Below are 20,697 nucleotides of genomic sequence, written 5' to 3'. Positions count from 1 at the left end.
CAGCGAGCCCATTCGAGTAGGTGCGCACTTGGTCGCACCACCGTTCGGAGACAACCGGAGCGAAGTCGAGTCAGTCGAGGCTCTGCGCCGCGCGAGGGCGCTGGAGCGGTCAATTCGATGGCATTGCGATGACTTCGCGATGACAGGATCACATCTCACCAACTAAGAGGTCCCGGGAACCCTCAGGTTCCCGGGACTCTCCGGTCGGGATGACAGGATTTGAACCTGCGACCCCTTGACCCCCAGTCAAGTGCGCTACCAAGCTGCGCCACATCCCGATGCCCGCACGCGGACAACTCCCCCATCCTACCCGCTCACCGGAAGCGCCGCGAACGACGACGCCCGGCGACGCGGGGCTCCAGCACCGAGTGCACGACGTCGCGCCGTGCGGACGGCGTGCCCGCGCCACGAACCGGTGCACTCGTCGGCAACCCGTCCGCTCGCGCTCGAGCTTCCCTCTGTCGGTCCCGATCGCTAGCGTCGGAGGATGCCCGAGATCGTCATCTCCCCCGCATCACGCGGCCGCTTCGACGACGCCCAACACACCCTCAGCGGCGGAGGCGACGGGCGTTCGTGCCAGTGCCAGTGGTGGATGATGACGAACGCCGAGTTCCAGCGGGCGTCGCACGAGGAACGCCGAGCACTCCTGCGCGAAGAGGTCGAGAGCGGGTTTCCGGCGCCCGCACTCATCGCGTACGTCGACGGCGAGGCTGCCGGCTGGGTGAGAGTCGGACCGCGCGCCGCGCAGGTTCGGATCGGCCGCACGCGTTACATCGCCGGGCACACACCCGAACCGCTCGACGACCCTGACGTGTGGGCCGTCTCCTGCTTCGTGGTGCGCCGTGAGCATCGCGGCAGAGGCCTGAACGCCCGCCTCCTGGCGGCGGCGGTCGACTTCGCCAGAGAGCAGGGCGCGCGACTGGTCGAGGCGTACCCCATCGACACGACCGTCGGCAAGAAGCCCGCCAACGAGCTCTACCACGGCATCCTCTCGGTCTTCGAAGCGGCCGGCTTCCACGAGGTCGCGCGCCCGAAACCCGATCGCGTGATCGTCGCCCTGGAGCTCGACCGCAACGGTCGTTAGATCGTCCGGACGGGCTCAGCCAGCAGCCCCCGTTTCGCGGCATCCGCTTCGAGGACGACGACGATCGCAGCCATCAGCAGCGCCGAGACCATGTACTCCCCCGCCGAAAGCAGCCCGCTTGCTCCGATGAGGACGCAACCGGTCACGACCACCGCCGACGCGATCCGCGACAGCGTCGGCTGCAGCAGGATCGCCCACGCGCTCAGCACGAACAGTGCGATCGGGAGCGTGAGCGCAAGCCCCGCGACCTCGTGCGGGATCTCGGTGTGACCGGTGATCTCGTCGATCTCGACCTCGACGCCGGCCGAGACGGCGCCTGCGGCCGCGAAGATCACGTAGTGCAGGTACCCGAACGTGAAGCCCGCGCGGAAGCTGCCGAGCCGTCCGTGCTGCTCACGAGCGAAGTAGAGCCACCAGATCCCAGCGGTGACGACCAGCCCCGATGCCGAAAGAGCAAGCAGTTCCGGGATGTGCTCGCCCTCGCCGAGCGCATCGATCATCGCGTTGGCCGATGCGAGCAGGCTCTCGCCGAGCAGCAGCAACGTGAACAGACCGAACCGCTCGGCGATGTGGTGCGGGTGCCAGTTCGTGCGGCGATGCGACTCCCCCCACACAGGCACGGCGAGCTCGGCGGCCACCAGCACGAAGAAGCTCCAGAACTGCGCCGCCTCGTCCAGTAGGTAGATCCGCGCCACCCACAGCACCTGAACGACGCTGATTCCGATCGCGAATCGCAGCGCGGTCGATCGTGCGATGGGATCGGATGCCGCGGCCCGCAGCCACTGCCCGACCATCGCCAGCCGCATGATGACGTAGCCCCAGGTCACCAGGAGGAAGTCGAAATCGACCATGGCCACGTGGATCCCGGCGGCGAGGACCAGCACGCCGGCCATCTGCACGATGGTCATCACCCGATAGAGCCAGTCGTCGGTGTCGAATGCGGACGCGAACCAGGTGAAGTTCATCCACGCCCACCAGATCGCGAAGAACACCATCAGATACGACAGCACTCCCTGTCCGACGTGATGGTCGCTGATCAGGTGGTGCAGGTTCTGCGATGCCTGCGCGACGGCCACCACGAAGACGAGGTCGAAGAGCAGTTCGAGCGGAGTCGCCACTCGATGCGACTCGGACGGATCCCGCGAGCTCATGCGGCGCAGTCCGATCCGGGTGAGCACGTCGGTCATGCGACGATTATGGTGCCCGCCCGCTCGATGAGGAGAATCATGATCCGGCTCTGGATCGGCTTCACGCCGTTCGCGGTCGTGTCGATCATCCACATCGTGGCGCTGGCCGCGGGCGCTGACGCGGTCGTCGATCCGACGAAACTGCTGCTGATGCCGGCGCTCGCGGTCGCCGTCTTCTGGGGCGGCAGCGGTTCCCGCTGGGGCTCGGCCTACACGCTGCTGCTGACGGCCGTCGCCCTCTCGTGGATCGGCGACGGAGCGGGCACGTTCTTCCCGATGCTCCCGACGGTGCCGATGATGCTCCTGTTCTTCGGCCTCGCCCACCTCTGCTACATCTGGCTCTTCTGGCGCGTCATCAGGGTGCGACGCGTGCCGGGATGGGCGGCCGCCTACGGCCTGTGGTGGATCGGCCTTCTCGTCATTCTGTGGCCGGCCCTCGGCGGGCTCCTGGTCCCCGTCGCGAGCTACGGCGTCGTGCTCGGCGGGACGGCTGTGGCGGCATCCCGATGCAACCCGCTCGTCGCGGCCGGCGGCGCGCTCTTCCTCGCGTCCGACACGATTCTCGCCTTCCGCCTCTTCACGCCCGAGGCGATGCCCGACTGGACGAGCCCGCTCGTGATGCTCGCATACTGCCTCGGGCAAGGGCTGATCGCGGCGGGCGTGCTCGTCGCGGACCGCGCGCAGAGCGCCACGAACCGCCAGCCGGTAGGTGACCAGGCATGACGGATGCCTCGGCCCGCGTCGACGCCTGGCTCTGGGCCGTGCGCGTGTACAAGACGCGCTCGGCTGCCACCACTGCATGCCGCGCGGGGCACGTGCGAGTGAACGGAGAACGCGCGAAGGCGGCGCAGCCCGTTCGGCCGGGCGATGAGCTGCGCGTGCGGATCGCCGGGTTCGACCGGATCCTCGTCGTGCGGCAGCCGATCTCCAAACGCGTGGGCGCCGTGCCCGCGGCGGCCGCCGTCGAGGACAAGACTCCCCCGCCGCTGCCGCGCGAGGAGCGCGCGTTCGTTCCGATCCGCGACCGCGGTGCGGGTCGGCCCACGAAGCGCGAGCGGCGCGACATCGACAAGCTCCGCGGGCGCGACGCCGAGGGCTTCGACCTCGAGTAGCGCTTGCCCGCCGGGGAACTTTGGAAGGCGGGGTCGCACATCCTGTCGCATCGACTCGACGGAAGCGACGAAACCTGCCACCTCGATCCGAGCGACTCAGCTCCGCTCGGGAACCGATCCCAGCTGGTCGAGCAGCCAGCGGGTTCCGCGAACGCTGGTACCGGCATCCGTCGCCCGACGAGCCAGCTCCCGGTCGCTGGTGACGACGGTCACCGTCCGGCCGTCCGCGACGAGCCGCGTCGCCTCATTCACGATCGCGTCATCGCCGGACGCCTCGGCTCGCACCACCGCGACGCCGTTCGCGCCGTCGCCGGCCGCGCGGGCCTGGCCTTCGACCACCACGACCCACTCCGGGAACCAGGTGTGCTCGGGCAGGCCGAGGGTCGTGGCCGGCAGCCCGTCCACAGCGAGCCGCGCCACGCGGGCGATGAGGCGGCGGGCCGCACCGGGACGGTCGTGCCACCAGCCATCGGGAACCGAGCCGACCACGTTCGCCGCATCCACGACGACCGCCGGCCGCACGTCCAGCAGCGGCTCCAAGTGGACCCACGACGACTCGAACCCCGGATGCAGGGGTTTCTCGCCCAGTTCGTCCGGCGGGATCCAGGCGAGCGCGCGGCTCTCGGGGTCGCTGATGGTCGGTTCGAACGGCCGCGTGACATCGCCGACGAGGGTGGTATAGCTCCAGTACCCGAGATCGAGGACGCTGAGCAGGCGAGGGCGGATCGCGGAATCCGGCACACCAGCCTCCTCGGCGGCCTCGCGCAGCGCGCCGTGGGCTGCAGACTCGCCCTCGTGCCGCGCGCCGCCGGGGAGACCCCAGGTGTCGCCGTGGTGCGACCACGAGACCCGGTGCTGCAGCAGCACTCCGCGGTCGGCATCGATGGCGAGGAGCCCCGCCGCTCCGAACCGGCCCCAGTATCGCTCTCCGGTCGGGGCGACCACCCATGCGTCGCCCGGGTCTCGCGGGCCCAGCGGCCGACGCGGCTCGCCGGGTGCGGGAGGCTCGATCGTCACCCCTCAACCCTTTCACACGCACGTGCCACAGGCCGCCGATCGGACCGCTCCTGCGGCCGGTGCAGCAGAGTTGCGCGCGGAAGAATACGGAGATGGACGAGGACTACGAGCTCGACGACGACCCCGCCCGCATCCCGCGCGAATCCGTCTGGGCATGGCTGTCGGCCGAGGCGTACTGGGGCCGCTGGCGAACCCGGGCCGATATCGAGGCTCAACTCGACACGGCGTGGCGGGTCGTTGGCGCCTATCGAGCCGGCACCGACGAACTCGTCGGCTTTGCGCGAGCGACTTCGGACGGCGTGGGCTTCGCTTACCTCGCGGACGTGTTCGTCCTGGCCGAGCACCAGGGTCATGGCGTGGGCAAGCGCCTGCTGCGCACGATGATCGAAGATGGCCCGGGCGCTGAGTTCCGGTGGGTGCTGTTCACCGCCGACGCGCACGGCCTGTACGAGCAGTTCGGCTTCGCCGCGCCGGATGCCACGGCGATGGTGCGGCCGCCGGCGAAGCCCCCGATCGGTTAGCGCGTGCGCTTTTCGCGCACCCGCATGTTGATGACGATCGGCGTCCCCTCGAAGCCCCAGATCTCCCGCAGCCGTCGCTGGATGAACCGGCGGTAACCCGGGTCGAGGAAGCCCGTGGTGAACAGCACGAACGTCGGCGGACGGGTCGAAGCCTGCGTTCCGAACAGGATGCGCGGTTGCTTTCCGCCGCGGAGCGGATGCGGGTGCTCCGCCACGAGCTCGGAGAGGAACGCGTTGAACTTGCCGGTCGGGATCCGAAGGTCCCACGAGTCCAGCGCCGTCTCCAGCGCCGGCACGAGTCGCTCCAGGTGTCGGCCGGTGCGCGCCGAGATGTTGACCCGCGGCGCCCATGCCACGTGCGCGAGGTCCTGCTCGATCTCGCGCTCGAGGTATCGGCGGCGATCGGCGTTCTCCAGGTCGGTGTCGGCGAGCCGATCCCACTTGTTGTACGCCAGCACGAGGGCTCGGCCCGACTCGAGCACGAGGTCGATGATCCGGACGTCCTGCTCGCTGATCGGCTCGCTGACGTCGAGCACGACCACGGCGACCTCGGCCTTCTCCAGCGCAGCGGAGGTCCGCAGGGATGCGTAGAAGTCCGCGCCCTGCTGCAGGTGGACTCGACGACGGATGCCGGCCGTGTCGACGAACCGCCACAGCCGCCCGCCGAGATCGACGATCTCGTCGACCGGGTCACGGGTGGTGCCGGCGAGCTCGTTGACGACCACGCGCTCCTGGCCGGCTGCCTTGTTCAGGAGGGAGGACTTGCCGACGTTCGGACGGCCGAGGATGGCGACGCGGCGCGGGCCGCCGATCTCTTGCTGAGCGACGGCCGAGACCGTCGGCAGCACCTTCATGATCTCGTCGAGCAAGTCGGCCACGCCGCGGCCGTGGATCGCGGAGACCGGGTGCGGCTCACCGAGGCCGAGGTTCCACAGCGCTGCGGCCTCGGGCTCGTGACGCGCGTCGTCGATCTTGTTCGCGACGAGGAAGACGGGCTTGCCGCTCTTGCGGAGCAGCTTGACGACGTGCTCATCGGTGGAGGTCGCACCCACCATCGCATCGACCACGAACAGCACGACATCGCAAAGATCGATCGCGATCTCGGCCTGAGCGGCGACGGAGGCGTCGATACCACGCGCGTCGGGCTCCCAGCCGCCTGTGTCCACGAGCGAGAAGCGGCGGTCCATCCACTCGGCCTTGTACGTCACGCGGTCGCGAGTGACCCCCGGGGTGTCTTCGACGACAGCCTCTCGTCGACCGAGGATGCGATTCACGAGCGCGGACTTGCCGACGTTCGGACGACCGACGATCGCGACGACCGGCAGCGCCGGGAAATACTGGATCCCGTCCTCGCCGAGTGAGACGCCCTCCAGCAGGGCGGCATCCTCGTCGTCCAGCTCGTAGTCCGACAGGCTCGCGCGCAGCGTCTCGGCGCGCGCTTCGGCGAGCTCCTCGTCGAGGTCGGCGAGGGTGTCGGCGATGTGGTCGTCCCCGCCCTCGTATTCGTCGTCAGCGCCCATCGTGCGCTCCCGTCTGTGTGGGTAGGACCGTGCGGACGACGTCGAGGACGGCATCCACGGTCTGTTCGAAATCGAGGTCCGACGAGTCGACGACCTCGACGCCCGGGGCGGCTGTGAGGAAGTCGACCACTGTGGAATCGGCCGCATCGCGTCGGTGCAGTGCATCGGCGACCGCGCCCGCATCATGCCCGGTCAGCTCCGCACTGCGGCGCGCTGCCCGCACGGCGGGTGCGGCGGTGAGCAGGATCCGCACCGGGGCGTCGGGCGCCACGATGGTGGTGATGTCTCGACCTTCGACGACGACGCCGGGACGTTCCGACCCGGCGACCATGCTGCGGAAGAGCGCGTTCACCGTCTGGCGGACGGCGGGCACGCGCGCGACTCCGCTCACGGCATCCGTCACACGCGGCTCGCGGATCGCGGCGGTGACATCGGTGCGGCCCACCCGCACCCAGTAGTCGTCAGGGTCGAGCGAGATCGCGAAGTCGAAGTCGCCGACGACGTCGAGGACCGATGCCGAATCCGACGTGTCCGCGCCATGGGCGAGCGCGTGCCAGGCGAGGGAGCGGTACGCCGCACCGGTGTCGAGGAAGCCGAAGCCGAGGCGCCGCGCGACCTCCTTCGAGACGCTCGACTTGCCGCTGCCGGCCGGGCCGTCGATGGCGACGATCGTCACGTCCTCGATCGGCTCCAGGGTCCTGCTAATCATTGGTGGTGCTCGCAATCTTCCAGCCGCGGGCCTCGAGTCCGTCGACGGCGCGACGCACCGCTGTCGGAACGACGCTGATCTCGGCGAGCCCGAACTGGGCACCCGGGGAGTGTTCGAGGCGCAGGTCCTCCACATTGACCTCCAGCTCGCCGAGCTCGCCGAAGAGCCGGCCGAGCTGGCCCGGCGTGTCGTCGACCATCACCACCACCTGCTCGAAGCGGCGGTTCTGGCCGTGTTTGCCGGGAAGCCGTTCGACGCCGTCGTTGCCGCGCCGGATCGCGTCGGCGACCGCGCGGCGCGCACCGGGTGCTTCGGGCTCGCGGAGCGCGTCGGCGACCGAGCTCAGGTCTGCGGCGAGTGCGTCGAGCACGTCCACGACGGGCTGCGAGTTGGCTCCGAGGATCTGCACCCACAGCTCGGGGGCGGATGCCGCGATGCGGGTCGTGTCGCGTACGCCCTGCCCCGCCAGCCGCAGCGACCCGTCCGGTGCGTCGACGAAGCGACCCGCCAGCAGGCTGGCCACCAGCTGCGGGACGTGGGAGACCAGTGCGACCGCGCGGTCGTGGTCTTCGGGCGTCATCTCCAGGGGCGTCGCGCCGAGGTCGAGCGCCAGCGATTCGACGAGTGCGAGGTCCGCGGCGGAGGTCTCCTCGTCGCGGCAGACGACCCAGGGGCGTCCCACGAAGATGTCGGCCCGCGCCGAGATGGCGCCCCCGCGCTCCCGGCCGGCGAGCGGATGCGATCCGATGTAGTGGGTGAGGTCGACGCCGCGCTCGCGCAGAACCCGCAGCGGCTCGAGCTTCACGCTGGCCACGTCGGTGACGACGGCGAGCGGATGCTGCGCCAGCTCCCGTTCGATGACGTCGGCGGTGACATCCGGCGGGACGGCGACCACGATGAGCGACGGGTCATCGTCGTCGCGAGGACGGCGTCCCGCGCCGTAGTCGATCGCGAGGCGCAGCTGAGACGGCGACGAGTCGTCGAGGGACACGTCGATGCCGCGGGCGCTGAGCGCGTGCCCGATGCTCGAGCCGAGGAGTCCGGCGCCGACGATGCGCACCGTGCCCTGCACGCGCGCGGCGAGCGGACTCGCGGCACGCGCCGGCGTGCCCGTGGATTCGCTCACTCGGTCTCCTGGTGATCCCTCTGCCCGGTCAGGTGCCGCTCTCGCGGCCGGCAGGTGGCGGCTCTTCGGCCGCGCGGCGCGCGAGTGTCAGCAGAGCGCCCTGTTCCACCTTAGTCAACTCGCGTGCCCGCCCCACTGGGAGGCCTCCCAGGTGCAGGGGCCCGAACTGCCGCCGTACGAGATCCTCGACCGGGTGACCGACGGCGGCCATCATGCGCCGCACGATGCGGTTCCGACCGGAGTGGAGCGTGAGTTCGAGGAGCGACCCGCCGCCTTCGGCCGAGCTGGACAGGAGTCGGGCCTTATCGGCGGCGATCGGACCGTCCTCGAGGTCGATCCCGCGAGTCAGGGTTGCGATGGTCTGCGCGGTCACCCGCCCCTCCACCTTGGCGACGTAGACCTTGGTGACGCCGAATGAGGGGTGGGCCAGGACGTGAGCGAGTCCTCCGTCGTTCGTCAGCACCAGCAGGCCGCTGGTGTCGGCGTCCAATCGGCCGACGTTGTAGAGGCGCTCCGGCCAGTCCGCGACGAACTCCCGCAGGTCGGGTCGTCCGCGTTCATCGCGCATGGAGCTGACGACGCCGCGCGGCTTGTTCAGGATGACGTAGCGCCTGGTCTCGTCGAGCTGGACGGCGGTGCCGTCCACGTCCACCAGGTCCACCTCCGGGTCGATGCGCGAGCCGAGCTCCGTGATCACGACGCCGTTGACCCGCACGCGTCCGTCGACGATCAGCTGCTCCGCCACGCGACGGGACGCGACGCCGGCGTTCGCGAGCACCTTCTGCAAGCGCACGCCCTCCGTCGAACGCACTTCGGGGGACGTCTCGCCGTCTGCGCCGGTCGAATGATCGCTCATGCGCGCAGCACCTCGTCGAAACCGTCTGCGCCGTCATCCAGCAGCGGCGAGATGTGCGGCAGGTCGTCGAGGGAGTTGATCCCCAGGTTGACCAGGAGCGCATCGGTGGTGCCGTAGTGGATGGCCCCGGTCTCGGCATCCGTGAAGACCTCGGTGATCAGTCCGCGAGCGAGCAGGGTCCGCACGACCGAGTCGACGTTCACGGCGCGGATCGAGGCGACCTGACCGCGTGTCACCGGCTGCTTGTAGGCGATCACGGCGAGGGTCTCGAGAGCTGCCTGGGACAGCCGCGACGGAGCCTGGGTGTTCACGAACTCGGTGACGAGGTCGTCGTGCTCCTCACGCACGTACAAGCGCCAGCCACCGCCGACCTCGCGCAGTTCGAAGCCACGTCGTGGGCCGCCTGCCAGACCGTCGTAGTCCTCGACCAGGCCCTCGATCGCCTGCCGCACCGCTGGTACGGGCGCTCCCACAGCCGCCGCCAGGCTGACCAGGCTCTGGGGCTCTTCGACGATCAGCAGGATCGCCTCCAGTCTCCGGGCGACGTCCGGCGTGTGCGCCGGGCGCGCAGGCTCAGGGCCGCTGTTCGCGGCCGTCAACGGGTCATCGGTCATAATCGGCTCCCAGGCTCGCGAGGTTCTCATCCGACCACCGCTCGGCGGTCCAGCGCAGTGTCAGCTCACCGAGCGGCTCCAGCTGTTCGAATGACAGGGCACCGTGCCGGTACAGCTCCAGCACGGACAGGAAACGCGCGACCACCACGCCGGGCTGCGTGGCACCGGCGACGAGCTCGCGGAAGTTGAGGGATCCGGCATCCCGCAGCAGCGTGACGACGATCGCGGCCTGCTCGCGGATGCTCACGAGGGGCGCATGCAGGTGATCGAGCCCGACGTGCGGAATCTCCTTCGGCGTGAGCGCGAGGATCGCGAGCGCGGCGAAATCGTCGAGGGTCAGGGTCCAGACCAGCTCGGGCACCGCCTGGCGGTATTTCTCATCCAGGCGAACGGTGCGCGTGTGGCGGCGGTCCTCGGCCTGCAGCCGACGGGCGAACCAACCTGACACCTCCTTGAACGCCCGGTACTGCAGCAGTCGGGCGAATAGCAGGTCGCGGGCCTCGAGCAACGCGACGGACTCGGCGTCGACGAGCTCGCCCTGCGGGAGCAGACCTGCCACTTTCATGTCGAGCAGAGTCGCGGCGATCACGAGGAACTCCGACGCCTGCTCCATCTCCTCGTCGGGATCGAGCCGGCGCAGATACGAGATGAACTCGTCCGTCACGCGGCTGAGCGATACCTCCGTGATGTCGAGCTCATGCTTCGAGATCAGCGAGAGCAGCAGGTCGAACGGCCCGTCGAAGACGCCGAGCGAGACCTGGAACCCTTCGGCAGGCTCGGAGCCACCGGTTGCTGAACTCGTCGAAGGGTCGGAGTCGGCGAAGGACTCGTCAGGCGACAGCACCACGCGCGACCAGCTCTCGCGCCAGCCGCAGGTATGCCTGCGCGGCCGCGTGCTCAGGCGCGAACTCGGTGATGGGCATGCCCGAGACCGAGGCATCGGGGAATTTCACCGTGCGACCGATGACGGTCTCGAGGACGTCGTCTCCGAAAGCCTCGACGACGCGTTCCAGCACCTCGCGCGAGTGCAGCGTGCGGGGGTCGTACATCGTCGCGAGCACGCCGTCGAGTTCGATTGTGGGATTGAGCCGATCGCGCACCTTGTCGATCGTCTCGATGAGCAGCGCGACGCCGCGCAGCGCGAAGAACTCGCACTCCAGCGGGATCACGACGCCGTGGCTGGCGGTCAGAGCGTTGACGGTGAGCAGTCCGAGCGACGGCTGACAGTCGATGAGGATGACGTCGTAGTCGGGTGCGACTTTGCGCAGCACGCGGGAGAGGATCGTCTCGCGTGCGACCTCGTTGACCAGGTGGACCTCGGCCGCGGAAAGGTCGATGTTCGCCGGGAGGATGTCCAGGCCCTCGACCGCGGTGGGCACGATCACCTCGCGCGGATCGCGCTTGGTGTCTAGAAGCAGGTCGTAGATGGTGGGCACGTCGTGCGTCTGGATGCCGAGACCAGCCGACAGCGCGCCCTGCGGGTCGAAATCGACGGCGAGCACCTTGCGCCCGTACTGAGCGAGGGCGGCAGCCAGGTTGATGGTGGTCGTCGTCTTGCCGACGCCGCCCTTCTGGTTGCACAGCGCGATGATCCGCGCAGGGCCGTGGCCGGCTAGCTTCGGAGGGGTCGGGAAGCCGTGGTACGGACGACCCGTGGGACCCATCGTGCGATCGCCCTCATCCGTTTTCGGCTTCTTCGCCGCGCCCTTCGTCGAGGTGCCAGCCACCCGGTCTCCCGCCTTCGCTACGTGCTTGCTCGATTGTAGCGACCGCCTCGGCGCGTACTCGGCGCCTCGCGGCGTGATCAGGCGGAACGATCGCCGCCCCTGCTCTCAGCGCGCCCGCGGGTGCGACGTTGCGTAGACGTCGCGAAGCGCATCCACCGACACGTGTGTGTAGATCTGCGTCGTCGCGACCGAGGCGTGCCCGAGCAGCTCCTGCACGACCCGCACGTCGGCACCGCCTTGCAGGAGGTGGGTCGCGAACGAGTGCCGCAGCGTGTGCGGCGATACGTGCGCGGTCAGCTGTGCGCGCGTCGCGGCATGCTGTATGACCAGCCAGGCGCTCTGCCGCGAGAGCGGCGCTCCTCGGGCTCCGAGGAACAGGCGCGGGGTCGCCCGCCCGCGGCGGGAGAGCTCCGGACGCGCCCGTGTCAGATAGGCCTCCAGTGCGGATCGCGCGTACGAGCCGACCGGGATGATCCGCTCCTTCGAACCCTTGCCGCGCACCCGCACGACGTCGCCGTGCGAGAGATCGTCCACGTCGAGTTGCACGACCTCCGAGACCCGCGCGCCCGTCGCGTACAGGAGCTCGAGCAGCGCCCGGTCGCGCAGCCCGATGAGCTCGTCGGCACCCCCACCCGCCGCGGTCGCGCCGCCGGGCGGAGCGCCGGCCTCCGGGCCTGCGGCATCCAGCAATCGCTCGATCTGGTCGATCGTCAGTGCTTTCGGGAGCCGCCGCGCAGCCTTCGGCGGGCGGAGGCGACCGGTGGGATCTTCCGCCTCGATGCCCTCGCGCGCGAGGAACCGGTGCAGCCCCCGCACCGAGGACTGCAGGCGGGCGAGGCTGGATGACGCGGGCGGAGGCTCGCCGGAGGCCCGCTCAGCGGCGAAGTCGGTGACCAGCGCCGCCGTCACCTCGTTCGAGTCGGAGATGCCCCGGCCGCGGAGCCACTCCACGTAACCCGCGAGATCGCGCCGATACGCGGCGATCGTGTGCTCGGACAGGCCGCGCTCGATCGAGATGTGCCGCAGGTACCCGTCCACTGCTCGCTCGAGCCGCACGTCAGCCTCCCGCGGCTCCGGCGGTGGGTGCCGGGAGGCGGCGGACCGCCTCGGCCGCAGCGAGGATCCCGAGTGCGAGGATGCCGTTGCGCAGACGCCCGGCGAGGACTCCGGAGACAGCCTCGGCGAGCGGTACCCACTCGATGCGGATGTCGGCCTCTTCCGCCTCGCGGGCGTGCGCCTTGCCGACCTCCGAGAGTCCTCGTGCGAGGAAGATGTGCACGACCTCGTCGTTACCGCCGGGCGTGGTGAAGACGCTCAGAAGCGGCTCCCACTGCGCGGCGGTCAGATCGGCTTCCTCCACGAGCTCGCGCTGCGCGGTCTCGAGCGGCGACTCGCCTGCGATGTCGAGCAGGCCGGCCGGAATCTCCCAGTCGCGGTGGCGGATCGGATGCCGGTACTGCTGGATGAGGAGGACGCGCTGCTCCTCGTCGACCGCGACGATGGCCGAGGCGCCCGGGTGATCGACGTACTGACGCACGATCTCGTCGCCGCCGTAGCGGAGCGTGTCGCTGCGCACGTCCCACACCCGGCCCTCGTAGACGAGTTCGCTGTCGACGATCTCCGACTCGAAAGGCTCGTCCCGCAGCGCTTCTGGCGTCCCCGTCGCGCGCACTGAGTCCATCGGAGCGTCAGCCATTGTCGACGTCGAAGAGTTCGCTGGAACGGTGGCGCTCGAGCGCCGCGCCGACGAGTCCGCGGAACAGGGGATGCGGATCGGTCGGGCGGGAGCGCAGCTCGGGATGCGCCTGCGTGGCGATGTAGTACGGGTGGACCTCGCGCGGCAGCTCGACGTATTCGACGAGATTGCGGTCGGGCGACAGCCCCGAGAAGAACATGCCCGCGCTCGAGAGCGCGTCGCGGTACGCGTTGTTGACCTCGTACCGGTGCCGGTGACGCTCGTCGACGCGCGACGCGCCGTACAGCTCCCGTGCCAGCGAGCCGTCGGCGAGATCCGCGGGGTACATGCCCAGCCGCATCGTGCCCCCCAGGTCTCCCCCGGCGATGATCGCCACCTGCTCGGCCATGGTCGCGATGACCGGGTTGCCCGTGTCGGGGTCGAATTCGCTCGAGGACGCATCTTCGATACCGGCGACGTGGCGTGCGTACTCGATCACCATGCACTGCAGCCCGAGACACAGCCCCAGCGTGGGGATCCCCTGCTCGCGCGCGAACTTCAGTGCACCGAGCTTGCCTTCGATCCCACGGATGCCGAAGCCACCGGGTACGACGATTCCGTCGAGTCCGCCCAGGGCGCGGGCCGCGCCCTCGGGCGTCTCGCACAGATCGGATGGGATCCAGGTGATCGTGACGTGCGTCTCATGCGCGAACCCGCCGGCCTTGAGCGCCTCGGTGACCGAGAGGTAGGCATCCGGAAGGTCGATGTACTTGCCGACGAGCCCGATCGTGACCTCGTGCTTGGGGTTGTGCACGGCCTGAAGCACGCGCTCCCAGCGCGACCAGTCGACGGCCTCGGCCTGCTCCAGGCCGAGCGTGCGCACGATGTACTCGTCGAGACCCTGCTCGTGCAGCATCGACGGGATGTCGTAGATGCTGGGCACGTCGACCGCGTTGACCACCGCAGCCTCGTCGACGTCGCACATGAGCGCGATCTTGCGCTTGTTCGACTCGGTGACGGGGCGGTCGCTGCGCAGCACGAGCGCGTCCGGCTGGATGCCGATCGAGCGGAGCGTCGCGACGGAGTGCTGCGTCGGCTTGGTCTTCTGCTCGCCGGAAGCCCCCATGAACGGGACCAGCGATACGTGGACGAAGAACACGTTCGCGCGTCCGAGCTCGTGACGGATCTGCCTGGCCGACTCGATGAAGGGCTGCGACTCGATGTCGCCGACGGTGCCGCCGATCTCGGTGATGATCACGTCGGGCTTGGGCGTCTCGCCCGCCTGCAGGCGCATGCGGCGCTTGATCTCGTCTGTGATGTGCGGGATGACCTGGACCGTGTCGCCGAGATACTCGCCGCGGCGCTCGCGCGCGATCACCTGCGAATAGATCTGCCCGGTCGTGACGTTCGCCGCCTGACTCAGCTCGATGTCGAGGAATCGCTCGTAGTGCCCGATGTCGAGGTCGGTCTCGGCGCCGTCGTCGGTCACGAAGACCTCGCCGTGCTGGAACGGGTTCATCGTCCCCGGATCCACGTTCAGATAGGGGTCGAGCTTCTGCATCACCACTCGAAGCCCGCGCGCCGTGAGCAGATTGCCCAGGCTGGCGGCGGTCAGACCCTTGCCCAATGAGGAAACGACACCGCCTGTCACGAAAATGTGCCTGGTGGTGCCGTTGGAAAAGAGGCCGTATGAAGAATTCGGTTCGTTCGAAGTGTCCGCCGCATGAGTATCCGCCACGGGCTTTTATCCTATCAGTGCTGCTGGACCCGAAGGCCCAGCAGCTCGCGGGCGTGCGTCAGCGCGGCGCCCGAATCGGGCATGCCCGAGAGGAGCCTCGCCATCTCGGCCTCTCGTTCCACACCGTCCAGACGACGTACGTCGGACGCCGTCACCGAGCCGTCGCTGGCCTTCACGACCGACAGGTGATTATCGGCGAAGGCGGCGACCTGAGCGAGGTGCGTCACGGCGATGACCTGCGAGGACAGGGCCAGGCGGGCCAGCCGGCGGCCGACCTCGATCGCCGCTGCGCCGCCGATGCCGGCATCCACTTCGTCGAACACGAAGGTCGGGACCGGGTCGACTCCGGCGATGACCACCTCGATCGCCAGCATGACACGGCTGAGCTCGCCGCCTGAGGCGCTCTTGGCGACCGGTCGCGCCTCGGCGCCGGGGTGGGGCGCGAGGAGGATCGCGACGTCGTCGCGGCCCGCGGCCGACTCCGCTCCGGGCGTGACAGCGACCTCGACCCGCGCGTCGGGCATCGCGAGGGCATGCAGCTCCTCGCTGACGGCGGCCGCGAGGCGCGCGGCGGCCTCGGTCCTCGCGGCGGTCAGCGCAGCCGCGTCGGCGTCGAGGGCGGATGCCGCGGCCTCCCGCTCGCCGGTGAGCCGCTCGATGCGCGCACCGTCGTCGTCGAGTTCGGCGAGCCGCTCCGACCCGGATTCGAGCAGGGCGATCGCGGCATCCAGCGACCCGTGCGATCGTATGAGGCTCCCGAGCACCGCTCGACGTTCCTCCACGGCGGCCAGCTCGTGGGGCCCGGTCTCATCGAGGTCCGCGAGATAGCCCGCCAGGGAATGAGCGAGATCGGCGGCTCGATAGCCGAGGTCGGCGACCTGTGCCGCGAGTTCGTCGAGTGCCGGATCGTGGCCGCGCTCGAGGGCGCGGCGCGCTTCGGCGAGCATCATGCTCACGTCGGGCGCATCGCCGTCTCCGGAGAGCGCCTCATGCGCGGTCGCCGCCGCGGCCCGCAACTCCTCCGCGTTCGCGAGCCGTTCCGCGCGGAGTGAGAGCTCGGCGTCCTCGCCCGGTTTCGGATCGGCCGCTTCGACCTCCGCCAAGGCGACGCGAAGCTCCGCGGCCTCGCCCGCACGTGCGTCGCGGTCGGCGGTGAGGCTCGTCAGCTCACGGATCAGCGCCCGCACCTGCTCGTAGGTGGATCGATACTTCGCCAGGGCGCTCTCGACGGGCGAACCGCCGAAGCGGTCGAGTGCTTCGCGTTGAGCGGATGCGGTGCGCAGGCGGAGCTGGTCGGACTGGCCGTGCACGACGACCAGTTCATCGGCGAGGTCGGCGAGCACCGCGGCCGGTGCGGCGCGCCCTCCGACGCTGGCGCGGCTGCGGCCTTCGCTGGAGAGCGAGCGCACGACCAGCAGCTCTGCGAGGCCGCCGCCCAGAGCCTCGACATCGCCCCCCGCTTCGCGCACGCGGTCGGCCACGGCGCCCTGCTCGGGCACGATCCAGACGCCGTCGACGGACGCCTGCGCGGCTCCGGCGCGGACGGCACCCGAGTCGGCCCGCCGGCCGAGGAGCAGTCCTAGGCCCGTGACGACCATCGTCTTGCCGGCACCGGTCTCCCCGGTGATCGCCGTGAAACCGGCGCCGATGGACAGCGTGGCCTCCGCGATGACGCCGAGATCACGCAGCCGCATCTCCTCGATCACGGAACCTGCCCGATCAGACCTGTCGGGGTCGTGGTCGAGTTGGTCGGGGCAGGGCCCCGCCAGCCCTCTACGGGAAGCCGGAACTTGCGCACGAGCCGGTCGGTGAAGGCGGCGGGGTGCAGTCGCGCAAGCCGCACCGGGCGGTCGGAGCGGCGCACCACCACGCGTGCTCCCGGCGGGAGATCGTGCGACCGGCGGCCGTCGCACCACAGCACGCCGATGCCGTTCGTGCGCTCGAGCACCTCGATCGCGACGGCATGCTCCGGCCCGACGACCAGCGGCTTGGCGAACAGGGCGTGCGCCGAAAGCGGCACGACCGCGATCGCCTCGACCGTCGGCCAGATGACCGGCCCGCCGGCGGAGAAGTTGTAGGCGGTCGAGCCGGTCGGCGTCGACACCACCACGCCGTCGCATCCGAACGATGAAAGGGGCCGGCCGTCGATCTCGATGACGACCTCGAGCATCCGTTCGCGGCTGGCCTTCTCGACCGTGGCCTCGTTCAACGCCCACGTGTCGAAGATGACCTCGTCCGAGGCATCCTTCACCCGAACCTGCAGCGCGAGCCGCTCTTCGACGGCGTAGTCGCGGGCGATGGCGCGGTGCACCGCGTCGTCCATGTCGTCGCGCTCGATCTCAGCCAGGAAGCCGACGTGACCCATGTTGATGCCCAGCACGGGGGCAGTGCCTTCGCGGACGAGTTCGGCGGCCCGCAGAATGGTGCCGTCCCCGCCGAGCACGATCGCGAGTTCGATGTCCTCGACCGGAACGTCGATGCCGAGGGTCGCGACATCTCCGAGCAGCGCGAGCGAATCGCCCAGCTCCTCGGTGTCGTCGATCGAGAGGACCGGACGGGCGCCGGCCGCGCGAAGCGCTGCGACGACGCGGGAGGCGGCGGCCACGGTGTCGTCGCGGCGCGCGTGCACGACGACCAGGATGCTGCGTTCGGCCTCGTTCATGGACTTCCCGTCAGTCGGTTCACGGTGCTCAACCATTCTGTCGGATTGCTCCCCCGGCCCGGTGCCAGGTGGGCGATGAACTCCGCATTGCCGTGCGTGCCGGCGATCGGCGAGGCGATTACGCCGCATGTGCCCAGACCGGCGTCCCACGCTGCCCACAGCACGCCCGCAACGGCGTCGGCGCGAGCCGCGGCATCCGTCACCAGCCCGCCCTTGACCACAGTCCTGCCGACCTCGAACTGCGGCTTGACCAGCAGCACGAGGTCGGCGTCCGGCGCCGCGACGGCTCGAGCTGCGGGGAGCACGTGGGTCAGTGAGATGAATGACAGGTCGCCCGTGATGAGCTGGGGAAGCACGGGGATGCCGCTGGCTTCGGCAAGGATCTCGGGAGTGAGGTAGCGGACATTGACTCCCTCGATCGAGATCACGCCGCGATCCGCTGCGATGGCTGCCGAAAGCTGTCCGTGGCCGACGTCGACCGCGATCACCGGGTCGGCGCCCCGCTCACGCAGCACCTGCGTGAAACCGCCGGTCGAAGCGCCCATGTCCAGGGCGAGCCGCCCGGCCACCTCGACATCGAAGCGGTCCAGCGCGGCGATGAGCTTGTGCGCGGCGCGGCTGACGTAGTGGTCGGTCGCCGCGACCTCGATCCGCGCGTCATCGGACACCTGCGTGGATGGCTTGACGACCGGCCGTCCATCGACCGTCACCAGGCCTTCGGCGATGAGGGTCGCTGCGTGGGTGCGCGAACGCGCGAGCCCGCGCGCGGGAAGCGCCGAGTCGAGCCGAACGGTCATGGGTGCGTCGGGAGGCCCGCCGGACCGGATTCGAGGCGCCGCGCGAGCGACTCGTGCAGCCCTTCGTAGGCCTCCGCGCGGGTCGCGAGGGGCTGCGCCTCGATCACCTCGAGGGTCGACAGCAGGTCGGCCTGCTCGGCGTCCTGAGGCCCGGTGCGATCCATCCCCTCAGGATACGTCGGGGTCGCCCGATCACGTCGATGCTCACGGACGATGGAACGGATCCGCGTAAAGCCGCTCCGGCACGCGGAACCCGTAGATGGCGCGGCCGGTGTCCCAGATCGCCTTCGCGCCGGCCCGCAGCAGGTCGATCGGCTCGTCGCCCTCGGCCAGGATCCGCACGTCGGCCCCTTCGACGCGCACCTTCGCACCCCGAACCGTCACCATGCCGTCGCGCACCTGCGCCTCGGGATACGGCTGGTGCAGTTCGCGCAGATCGCCCAGGATGAACGTGGGCTGCGAACCGCTGGGCGCAGCGAGCAGGTGTTTCGGTCGATCGATCCCGGTCAGCACGAGCGCAGACGGAATGCCCGCCCGGTTGGACCCGAGGATATCGGTGTCGAGTCGATCACCGAGGTAGAGCGGATGCTGCGCACCGAAGCGCGCGACAGCCGCCTCGAAGATCGGGACCTCCGGCTTCCCCGCGACGATCGCAAGGCGCCCGACGGCTGTGTGCACGGCTGAGACGAGCGTGCCGTTGCCCGGAGCGATGCCCCGGGCCTGCGGGATGGTCCAGTCGGTGTTGGTGGCGATCCACGGGATGCCGCCTTCTTCCTCCGGCAGCGCGAGCGCGTACGCCGCTTCGGCGAGCTGCGCCCAGCCGACCTCGGGGGCGAAGCCCTGCACGACTGCCGCCGGGGCGTCCTCGGAGCTGCGCGTCACCACGAAGCCGGCCTTCTCGACTTCGCTCACCAGACCGTCACCGCCCACCACCAGCACCGTCGACCCGGGAGCGACCCGGTCGACCAGCATCCGCATCGCGGCTTGCGGGCTCGTGACGACATCCGATGCGGTGGTCGCGAGACCCAGTTCGCTCAGGTGGCGCGCCACGGAGGCATCGGTCCGCGACGCGTTGTTCGTGATGTAACCCAGGCGCCTGCCGTCGCGGCTGAGGTTGAGGCTCTCGACGGCGTGCGGCAGAGCTCCGGCACCTGCGTACACCACGCCGTCGAGATCGGCGAGCACCACATCGACGCCCTCCAAGGGGGTCCGCTCGGCGGTGCGCCGCCCGAAGATCGCCATCAGCTACGGCCCTCGGAGTCGGCCGCCTCCTCGTCGACCGTGGCAGACTCCGCCTCGAACGACTCGTCGCCGGGTTCTTCGAGAATCTCCTCGACGAAGACCACCTCATGGTCGTCCGCTCCATTGGCGGCATCCAGCACGTCTGCGGCCACCTCGGCGCGTCGGTGCCAATCGAGTGCCTCGTTCTGGCGACCCAGCTCCTCCAGGACGGTGGCACGGGCCGCGAACAGGGCGGGACTCCACTCGAACGCACGATCCGGATTCAGTTCCGGGATGTCGAGCTCCTGCAGGGCGCGCTCCGTCTGGCCGAGATCGAGCCGCGCGCCGGACATGGCGATCGCGAGTTCGACACGTACTGCGGGCTCGAGCGTGCTGCGATCGACTGCGCGGCCGACCTCCAGCGCGCGGTCGGGCCGGCCGACGCCCCGCTCACTGTCGACCATGAGGGCGATCTGGTCATCGCTTCCCGAGATGCGCCGATAGGTGCGAAGCTCGCGGAGCGCCAGGGCGTAGTCGCCGATCGCGTACGCCGTGATGGCCGCGGTCTCGCGGACCACCCCGATGCGCCCCGCACGGCGCGTCGCGGCGATGGCGTGCCGATGTGCGAGGTCCGGATCCGCGTCGATCACTTCGGCGGCCATCGCCAGATGCCGGGCGACCGCTTCGGCGTTCTCCTTGCTGAGCGTCTTCAGCTGGTTGCGCGCCGCTGCGTTGAGGTCGGATGCCGTCACTTCGTCGGGCACGATCGGCTCGTCGAACTTCGCGCGGACGGCTCTCAGCTCTTCGGGGCGCGACTGACGGTCGTCTCTGCGCTCATCGCGACCGGTGCCACCCCGCGGCGGCCGACCGCTGCCGTCCCGGGGAGTGTACGACTTACGCTCACCCTCGCGAGTCGCATGCGACGGGCGTTCGCTGTCGCGCCTTGCGGAAGGCGCGCGATCGCCGCTTCGCGGCGGAAACGACTTCCGTTCGCCGTCGCGCGCAGGATAGGGCTTCTTGTCGCCATCGCGTTTCGGATAGGGCTTCTTGTCGCCATCGCGTTTCGGATAAGGCTTCTTGTCGCCATCGCGTTTCGGATAAGGCTTCTTGTCGCCATCGCGTTTCGCATAC

Annotated in this window: 22 protein-coding genes and 1 tRNA gene; 4 read left to right on the top strand and 19 right to left on the bottom strand. The window is 69.8% G+C overall.

The window, feature by feature from the left end; translation table 11 throughout:
- Positions 1-204 precede the first annotated feature (204 nt).
- A tRNA-Pro gene (locus VFX99_RS09800) sits at positions 205-278 on the bottom strand.
- Positions 279-487: 209 nt separating this feature from the next.
- On the opposite strand from VFX99_RS09800, the gene VFX99_RS09795 reads away from it, so the two are divergent.
- Positions 488-1,084 carry a GNAT family N-acetyltransferase gene (locus VFX99_RS09795; RefSeq protein WP_329666108.1) on the top strand — a complete coding sequence of 199 codons (597 nt, stop codon included), beginning with the start codon at positions 488-490 and terminating at the stop codon, positions 1,082-1,084.
- On the opposite strand, the gene VFX99_RS09790 is transcribed toward VFX99_RS09795, so the two are convergent.
- Positions 1,081-2,271, bottom strand: coding sequence for a low temperature requirement protein A (locus VFX99_RS09790; protein WP_329666107.1), 1,191 nt, complete (start codon positions 2,269-2,271; stop codon positions 1,081-1,083). The two genes, VFX99_RS09795 and VFX99_RS09790, sit on opposite strands and share 4 nt — an antisense overlap.
- 39 nt (positions 2,272-2,310) lie before the next feature.
- Here VFX99_RS09790 and VFX99_RS09785 point away from each other — a divergent pair, with 39 nt between their 5' ends.
- Both VFX99_RS09785 and VFX99_RS09780 read left to right on the top strand, forming a co-directional pair.
- A complete protein-coding gene (locus VFX99_RS09785) occupies positions 2,311-2,994 on the top strand; it encodes a lysoplasmalogenase (RefSeq protein WP_329666106.1) in 684 nt (227 codons plus the stop codon).
- Positions 2,991-3,383, top strand: a complete 393-nt coding sequence (locus VFX99_RS09780) for an RNA-binding S4 domain-containing protein (protein ID WP_329666105.1) — start codon at positions 2,991-2,993, stop codon at positions 3,381-3,383. Before VFX99_RS09785 ends, VFX99_RS09780 begins: the two co-directional genes overlap by 4 nt.
- 96 nt (positions 3,384-3,479) lie before the next feature.
- On the opposite strand, the gene VFX99_RS09775 is transcribed toward VFX99_RS09780, so the two are convergent.
- On the bottom strand, positions 3,480-4,400 hold the full coding sequence (locus tag VFX99_RS09775; RefSeq protein ID WP_329666104.1) for an NUDIX domain-containing protein: 921 nt from the start codon (positions 4,398-4,400) through the stop codon (positions 3,480-3,482).
- A 92-nt stretch (positions 4,401-4,492) separates the two neighbouring features.
- Between VFX99_RS09775 and VFX99_RS09770 the strand changes: the two genes are divergently transcribed.
- Positions 4,493-4,921, top strand: coding sequence for a GNAT family N-acetyltransferase (locus tag VFX99_RS09770; RefSeq protein WP_329666103.1), 429 nt, complete (start codon positions 4,493-4,495; stop codon positions 4,919-4,921).
- Here the strand turns inward: VFX99_RS09770 and der are convergent.
- The 16 genes from der to VFX99_RS09690 form a co-directional block, all read right to left on the bottom strand.
- Positions 4,918-6,441 (bottom strand): ribosome biogenesis GTPase Der, encoded by a 1,524-nt coding sequence (gene der / locus VFX99_RS09765; protein WP_329666102.1) that lies wholly within the window; start codon positions 6,439-6,441, stop codon positions 4,918-4,920. The genes VFX99_RS09770 and der overlap by 4 nt on opposite strands.
- Positions 6,431-7,150 (bottom strand): (d)CMP kinase, encoded by a 720-nt coding sequence (cmk, locus tag VFX99_RS09760; RefSeq protein WP_329666101.1) that lies wholly within the window; start codon positions 7,148-7,150, stop codon positions 6,431-6,433. The genes der and cmk overlap by 11 nt, the downstream gene beginning before the upstream one ends.
- Positions 7,143-8,276, bottom strand: a complete 1,134-nt coding sequence (locus tag VFX99_RS09755) for a prephenate dehydrogenase (RefSeq protein ID WP_329666100.1) — start codon at positions 8,274-8,276, stop codon at positions 7,143-7,145. The genes cmk and VFX99_RS09755 overlap by 8 nt, the downstream gene beginning before the upstream one ends.
- Positions 8,277-8,304: 28 nt before the next feature.
- Positions 8,305-9,132, bottom strand: coding sequence for a pseudouridine synthase (locus VFX99_RS09750; RefSeq protein WP_329666099.1), 828 nt, complete (start codon positions 9,130-9,132; stop codon positions 8,305-8,307).
- Positions 9,129-9,746, bottom strand: a complete 618-nt coding sequence (scpB, locus tag VFX99_RS09745; protein WP_329666098.1) for an SMC-Scp complex subunit ScpB — start codon at positions 9,744-9,746, stop codon at positions 9,129-9,131. Before scpB ends, VFX99_RS09750 begins: the two co-directional genes overlap by 4 nt.
- The gene (locus tag VFX99_RS09740) at positions 9,736-10,593 is read right to left on the bottom strand and encodes a segregation and condensation protein A (protein ID WP_414684355.1); all 858 of its coding nucleotides are present in this window, start codon (positions 10,591-10,593) and stop codon (positions 9,736-9,738) included. Before VFX99_RS09740 ends, scpB begins: the two co-directional genes overlap by 11 nt.
- Positions 10,577-11,410, bottom strand: coding sequence for a ParA family protein (locus tag VFX99_RS09735; protein WP_329666110.1), 834 nt, complete (start codon positions 11,408-11,410; stop codon positions 10,577-10,579). The genes VFX99_RS09740 and VFX99_RS09735 overlap by 17 nt, the downstream gene beginning before the upstream one ends.
- A 168-nt stretch (positions 11,411-11,578) precedes the next feature.
- On the bottom strand, positions 11,579-12,529 hold the full coding sequence (xerD, locus tag VFX99_RS09730; protein WP_329666097.1) for a site-specific tyrosine recombinase XerD: 951 nt from the start codon (positions 12,527-12,529) through the stop codon (positions 11,579-11,581).
- Position 12,530: 1 nt separating this feature from the next.
- Positions 12,531-13,169 carry an NUDIX hydrolase gene (locus VFX99_RS09725; protein WP_329666096.1) on the bottom strand — a complete coding sequence of 213 codons (639 nt, stop codon included), beginning with the start codon at positions 13,167-13,169 and terminating at the stop codon, positions 12,531-12,533.
- On the bottom strand, positions 13,162-14,886 hold the full coding sequence (locus VFX99_RS09720; RefSeq protein ID WP_414684354.1) for a CTP synthase: 1,725 nt from the start codon (positions 14,884-14,886) through the stop codon (positions 13,162-13,164). The genes VFX99_RS09725 and VFX99_RS09720 overlap by 8 nt, the downstream gene beginning before the upstream one ends.
- Before the next feature lie 14 nt (positions 14,887-14,900).
- Positions 14,901-16,592 carry a DNA repair protein RecN gene (gene recN, locus VFX99_RS09715; RefSeq protein ID WP_329666095.1) on the bottom strand — a complete coding sequence of 564 codons (1,692 nt, stop codon included), beginning with the start codon at positions 16,590-16,592 and terminating at the stop codon, positions 14,901-14,903.
- On the bottom strand, positions 16,589-17,548 hold the full coding sequence (locus VFX99_RS09710) for an NAD kinase (protein WP_329666094.1): 960 nt from the start codon (positions 17,546-17,548) through the stop codon (positions 16,589-16,591). The genes recN and VFX99_RS09710 overlap by 4 nt, the downstream gene beginning before the upstream one ends.
- A complete protein-coding gene (locus VFX99_RS09705; protein WP_329666093.1) occupies positions 17,545-18,345 on the bottom strand; it encodes a TlyA family RNA methyltransferase in 801 nt (266 codons plus the stop codon). The genes VFX99_RS09710 and VFX99_RS09705 overlap by 4 nt, the downstream gene beginning before the upstream one ends.
- Positions 18,342-18,509, bottom strand: coding sequence for a hypothetical protein (locus VFX99_RS09700; RefSeq protein WP_329666092.1), 168 nt, complete (start codon positions 18,507-18,509; stop codon positions 18,342-18,344). The genes VFX99_RS09705 and VFX99_RS09700 overlap by 4 nt, the downstream gene beginning before the upstream one ends.
- 40 nt (positions 18,510-18,549) lie before the next feature.
- On the bottom strand, positions 18,550-19,587 hold the full coding sequence (locus VFX99_RS09695) for an HAD-IIA family hydrolase (protein WP_329666091.1): 1,038 nt from the start codon (positions 19,585-19,587) through the stop codon (positions 18,550-18,552).
- Positions 19,587-20,330, bottom strand: coding sequence for a hypothetical protein (locus VFX99_RS09690; RefSeq protein WP_329666090.1), 744 nt, complete (start codon positions 20,328-20,330; stop codon positions 19,587-19,589). Before VFX99_RS09690 ends, VFX99_RS09695 begins: the two co-directional genes overlap by 1 nt.
- Between the last annotated feature and the right edge of the window lie 367 nt (positions 20,331-20,697).

It is taken from the genome of Microbacterium sp., from assembly GCF_036277215.1.
Classification (GTDB): domain Bacteria; phylum Actinomycetota; class Actinomycetes; order Actinomycetales; family Microbacteriaceae; genus Microbacterium.
This window is presented reverse-complemented; position numbering and strand designations above follow the sequence as displayed.